This window comes from Methanomicrobium sp. (assembly GCF_055145805.1).
Genome location: NZ_JBSREC010000125.1, coordinates 1 through 5,520, shown reverse-complemented (window position 1 = coordinate 5,520; position 5,520 = coordinate 1). Strand labels below are relative to the sequence as shown.

Annotated in this window: 7 protein-coding genes; 6 read left to right on the top strand and 1 reads right to left on the bottom strand. The window is 44.3% G+C overall.

Going from position 1 to position 5,520, the window contains the following annotated elements; genetic code table 11:
* From ACTB1O_RS11555 to hisB, 6 genes are all read left to right on the top strand, one after another.
* A partial coding sequence (locus ACTB1O_RS11555) for a succinate--CoA ligase subunit alpha (protein ID WP_462995289.1) occupies positions 1–676 on the top strand: 676 nt, incomplete at its 5' end.
* A gap of 24 nt (positions 677–700) precedes the next feature.
* Positions 701–1,507 carry a DNA integrity scanning protein DisA nucleotide-binding domain protein gene (locus ACTB1O_RS11550; RefSeq protein WP_462995288.1) on the top strand — a complete coding sequence of 269 codons (807 nt, stop codon included), beginning with the start codon at positions 701–703 and terminating at the stop codon, positions 1,505–1,507.
* Positions 1,508–1,703: 196 nt separating this feature from the next.
* Positions 1,704–2,909: a methionine adenosyltransferase gene (locus ACTB1O_RS11545; RefSeq protein WP_462995287.1), complete on the top strand. Its 1,206-nt coding sequence runs from the start codon at positions 1,704–1,706 to the stop codon at positions 2,907–2,909.
* Between the two features lie 21 nt (positions 2,910–2,930).
* Complete coding sequence (gene hisG / locus ACTB1O_RS11540) at positions 2,931–3,815, top strand: ATP phosphoribosyltransferase (RefSeq protein ID WP_462995286.1); 885 nt, start codon at positions 2,931–2,933, stop codon at positions 3,813–3,815.
* Positions 3,816–3,820: 5 nt separating this feature from the next.
* Entirely contained in the window at positions 3,821–4,531 is a 711-nt protein-coding gene (gene hisA / locus ACTB1O_RS11535) for a 1-(5-phosphoribosyl)-5-[(5-phosphoribosylamino)methylideneamino]imidazole-4-carboxamide isomerase (RefSeq protein ID WP_462995285.1), read from the top strand.
* Entirely contained in the window at positions 4,528–5,100 is a 573-nt protein-coding gene (hisB, locus tag ACTB1O_RS11530) for an imidazoleglycerol-phosphate dehydratase HisB (RefSeq protein ID WP_462995284.1), read from the top strand. Before hisA ends, hisB begins: the two co-directional genes overlap by 4 nt.
* 177 nt (positions 5,101–5,277) lie before the next feature.
* Here the strand turns inward: hisB and ACTB1O_RS11525 are convergent, their stop codons facing one another.
* Positions 5,278–5,484 (bottom strand): histone family protein, encoded by a 207-nt coding sequence (locus tag ACTB1O_RS11525; protein ID WP_462995290.1) that lies wholly within the window; start codon positions 5,482–5,484, stop codon positions 5,278–5,280.
* Between the last annotated feature and the right edge of the window lie 36 nt (positions 5,485–5,520).

Here is a 5,520-nt window from a genome sequence, read left to right as displayed (position 1 = left end):
ACTTTTAGAGCATGATGCAACTGCAGGTGTTCTGTTTGTCCCGGGCGGTGCTGCGGGTGACTCAATTATGGAAGCCGCATACAACGGACTTGAGCTTGTAGTTGCAATAACCGAGCATATACCTGTCCATGACGCGATGAAGGCAATATCATATGCACGACTTGAAGGATGCAGCGTAATCGGGCCGAACTGCCCCGGAACACTCTCACCCGGAGAGTTAAAACTTGGAATTATGCCTGCACATTTATCGGTACCCGGAAATGTGGGAGTTGTCTCAAGAAGCGGGACTCTGACATATGAGGTTGTAAATGAGCTGACGCGGGCAGGAATCGGCCAGAGCACTATTGCCGGAATTGGCGGTGATCCAATTATAGGGCAGACGTTTGTCGATGTTCTGGAAAGATTTGAGGATGATTCGCAGACGAAAGCGGTTGTTTTAATCGGCGAAGTTGGCGGGAACCTGGAAGAGGAGGGTGCAGAATTTACTGATCTTCCGATTGTAACCTACATTGCGGGTGTCTCCGCACCTCCTGAAAAACGCATGGGTCATGCCGGTGCAATCGTTGCAGGCGGTGAGGGAGATGCAGGTTCAAAGATAAGGCGCCTTGAGTCGATGGGAGTCACTGTAGCCAAAAAACCATCTGATATTCCACGTCTTTTACAGGAAATGCTTTAAATAAGCGGGTATGATGTTAATTTAATGGTATCTGCCGACCCCGGACTGATGATGCAAAAGGCTTTGGAGATTGCATGCAGCATAGGAGCGAGAGCTATTGTCTCATTCATAAACCCAATTCCGTTTCAGTCAGAGATCCCTGTTATCTGGGTTGAGGATCTCCAGCTTGATGTCTTAAAGGATCTCACAATGCATGATATCCTTGAGATCTCCGAAAAGCATCTGCACGATGCGGCAGTTCAGATTTATCTTTCCAAAAACTATGAGGAAGGGCAGGTTGTCGGAGTTTTTCCTTATGCAATTCTCATTTATGACATAATCGAAGGTCCCGGATTTATAAATGTCAGGGATTATGACGGGATTGCAAACCGTGATGTTATGTCTGCCGTTTTAAGACTTGCAATTAATATTGCGATCGAAGGGCGGGAAGGCAGAAAGATTGGGACAGCCTTTATAATCGGTAATTCTGATGATATATTGAAAAATTCTCATCAGGCAATAATAAACCCGTATAAAGGTCAGCCTCCTGAAGACTGTGATATCAAAAATGAGGATAACTGGGAGAGTGTAAAAGAATTCTCCCAGCTGGATGGTGTCTTTGTCGTTGACAACGAGGGAAAAATCGTTGCAGCGGGAAGATACTTAAACATAAACACGGGCTCTATAAAACTTCCCGGCGGAATGGGCGGAAGGCATCTGGCAGCAGCGGCAATAACTCTTGACCTTCCTGTAATAGGTGTGACTGTATCTGAATCAGGCGGAGTTGTAAGGATATTCCGTGACGGGAAATGTGTTCAGACTATCCGCTCTGATGTAAGAGTCAGATGGTAGAATAATTCTCATAACACTCCTGCCTTTTTTTAAAAACGACAATATTTTTAATTTGGCAAATATTTGTTTTATTGGTATTCAGGCTAATTTAAGACATTTTTTTTTACAAATCAGATAATGGATGTGTCTTATGGTAATATTTTAATGTATAAAATACCACTACTAATAATAATATTTTTCGGAGAATGAGGAATAAATGGTTAGAAATATCGGGATAGAAAATATCCTTCAGACACCTATTGAAAAGCAGCGTACAGAGATCGTAGAAAGAAAGTGTATCGGTCATCCCGACAGTCTTGCTGATGGTATTGCAGAGTCAGTATCAAGAGCTCTTTCAAAGGCTTACCTTGAGGAGTGCGATGCAGTCCTTCACCACAACACAGATCAGGGAGAAATTGTCGCAGGAGAGTCCCTCCCCAAGTTCGGTGGAGGAACCGTTACAAGGCCGATTTATGCTCTTCTTACAGGCAGGGCAACAAAGAATTATGAAGGTATTACAATCCCTACAGATTCCATCGCACTGGAAGCGGCAAGAAAATACTTAAAAGAAACACTTCAGTTTTTAAATATGGATCATGACATCATTGTTGACTGCAGGATGGGTGTAGGTTCATCAGATCTCCGTGATGTTTTCAAGGCATGCGGAGGAAATACTGTTCCACACGCCAATGACACCTCTTTTGGTATAGGACATGCTCCGTTCAGCGACCTTGAGAGCATAATCCTTGGTGTTTCCGATCACATCGACAATAATGTAAGACCAAAACATCCTGTTATCGGGACAGACATCAAAATAATGGGACTCCGACAGGATGACGCAATAGACCTGACACTATGTGTCCCTATGGTAGACCGTTTCTGCTCTGATATGGGAGATTATCTTGAAGCGGTTGAGTTCATAAAAGAGGATGTATTAAAAGTTGCATCTGCATCAACAGGCCGGAAGGTCAATGTTTTCATTAATACAGGGGACAGAGTTGATCAGAACAGTATCTTTTTAACTGTCACCGGAACATCCGCAGAGATGGGAGATGATGGCAGTGTTGGTCGTGGAAATCGCTGCAACGGCCTTATTACGCCACAGCGTCCGATGAGTATGGAGGCTACAAGCGGAAAGAATCCGATTAATCATATTGGAAAGATATACAACCTCCTCTCAACCGAGATTGCACAGAAATGTGTTAAAGAAATTGACGGAATAGATGATCTATACGTCCGCCTCCTCTCACAGATTGGAAAGCCGGTTGATCAGCCTCTTGTTGCAAGTGCCCAGTATATCTCAAACGGAACAAATGACGAAACTTCAATGGAGAAGGAGATTTACGCTATAATTGATGACTCCCTTGAGAATATCACCGAGATTACCCAGAGGGTCATACGCGGTGAATTAAATACCTTCTAAAAAACAATACTTTTTGATTGAATGACCCGGAATACAATAAAAAGAAATGTTCTGCGGCTTGCTATACCCAACAAGGGCCGGATTGCCGATCCCATCATAGAACTTGTTGAGGCGGGCGGTTTAAAACTTGAGAACAGCAGAACAAGAAAACTCATTACAAAGACATCTGATCCGGAAATTGAGGTTTTGTTTGCAAGACCTGTTGATATCCCCGAGTATGTCGCAAACGGTGCTGCCGATATAGGCATTACCGGGCGGGACATGGTTCTTGAAAGAGGATCAGAAGTAACAGAACTTCTGGATCTAAAATCAGGGATGGCAAAACTGGTTCTTGCAGTCCAGGACGATTCCGATATACAGAACCCGAAACAGCTTGAGGGAATGAGGGTTGCAACTGAATTTCCGGGTGTATGCAAAAGATACTTTGGAAATCTCGGTGTTTCGGTTTCACTTGTTCCTGTCGGAGGTGCCTGTGAGGCAGCGCCATATCTCGGGATTGCGGACGCGATAGTTGATCTGACAAGTTCGGGAACAACTCTTGCAACCAATAATTTGAGAATTGTAGATGAGATCTTAAAATCAACCACTATTCTTATTGGAAATCCCAATGTCGGGGAATTTTTTTCCGGAAAGATTGACGAGTTCTGTACTGCAATAGAGAGCGTAATCCGTGCCCGCGGGCAGCGTTATCTTATGATGAATGTTGAACGCAAAAATCTCGATGATGTGAGAGCTGTTCTGCCAGGTCTGTCAGGTCCTACTGTGATGGATGTCGTATCAGATGAGAACATGCTCGCAGTCCATGCAGTGGTAAGTGAAGAGCATCTCTACTCTCTTGTAAGCACTTTAAAGCATGCCGGTGCAAAAGAGATCCTTGTAGTTCCTATTGAGAGAATGATAAGGTAGAGTGTATGAGAGTATTTCCCGCAGTTGACATTCTCGGGGGCAGGTGTGTTCAGCTTGTCCAGGGAAAGCGTGAGGATGCAACAGTATATGGAAGCCCCCTCAAATGTGCAGAGAGGTGGATAGATGAGGGTGCTGATGCCCTTCATGTGATAAATCTTGACGGAGCATTTGGTGGCAGCGGCAAAAATGCCGGACTGATTAGGGAACTGATTGCAGAGACCGGTGTTTTTGTTCAGCTTGGCGGCGGAATCAGAAGCGCAGATGATGCACGGGCATGGCTTAATACCGGTGTTGACAGGGTAATTCTGGGCACACTTGCAATAGATAAGCCTGAATCCGTGAGTATATTGTCTGATGAATTCGGAAAAGATGCAATAGTTGCCGGAGTCGATGCAAAAGACGGACAGGTTGTTGTCAGGGGATGGAAGCAGTCCGCCGGAGACTATATCGAATGGGCTGAGAAATTTGAATCTCTTGGTGCCGGCGCCCTTCTTTTTACAAATGTTGATGTGGAAGGTCTGCAGAACGGGATTGATGCAGGCCCTGTAAGAAAACTTGTTGAGAGTACGTCTGTTCCTGTGATAGCCGCAGGGGGCATCTCCTGTGCTTCAGACGTCGCAACACTAAAAAGCATAGGTGTTGATGGTATAGTGCTGGGTTCTGCGCTGTACAGCGGCAAAATAGCCCTAAAGGATACACTGGAGTTATGCAGATGAGATATTTTGAAGTTGTAAGGGAGACAAAAGAGACCCGGGTTAGTGTAGGAATCAGTCTTGACGGCTCGGGAAACGTTAAGGCAGACACAAAGATTCCGTTTTTGGATCATATGCTTGATGCAATGGGAAGGCATGGCGGTTTTGATCTGAATGTTGAGGCAGCGGGCGATCTTGATGTCGACTGCCACCACACGGTGGAGGATATAGGAATTGTTCTTGGTCAGGCGATATACGGAGCTTTAGGTGACAAAAAGGGCATTGAAAGGTTCTCGCATATGGCTGTTCCCATGGATGAGGCGATAGCATATGTCACACTTGACCTCGGCGGACGTCCTTATCTTGTAATGGACGGTGAATTCTCAGGAGGCCTTCCTGTTCCCGGAGATTTGATAGAGCATTTCTTCTACAGCCTGTGTTCAAATGCAAAGATAAACGCAAATATCTCATTTTCGGGAAGAAATGATCATCATATGTGTGAGGCACTTTTCAAGGCATTTGGTGTATCTCTAAGGATTGCGTCACGTGTTGACCCGGATAAAGGCATTCCAAGTACAAAAGGAACTCTTTAGGATTATTCAATAAAATATCTGCCATAAGCCGGCAGAATTTCTTTTTCTACTTTTTTAACTGAAAATGATTATCAGTTTCGTGACTTTTAATAATCGGTTTTCAGACCTGTGATAACAGTTCTGTTTAAAATTGAATTACGGCTGTTTTTGTTTTTGATATCAGAAAAGGAAAAGAATTCAGGCATTTACTGCCATGTCAACATCTTCCTTTTTGATAGTCTTTCTTCCAGCGTGAAGTGCGTACTTGCTTGCCTCTTTTGTGAGGTTTGCAATGTAAGACTCTGCTGCGTCAACTATTGCCTGGGCAGCATCGCTGCCTACTCTCTCTGCTCCGTGCTTTTTTGCAATCCTTACGACTGCTGCAATTGGTAGATCATTTGCCATTTTTAATTCCACCTCAAATGAAAGTATATCGGTGAA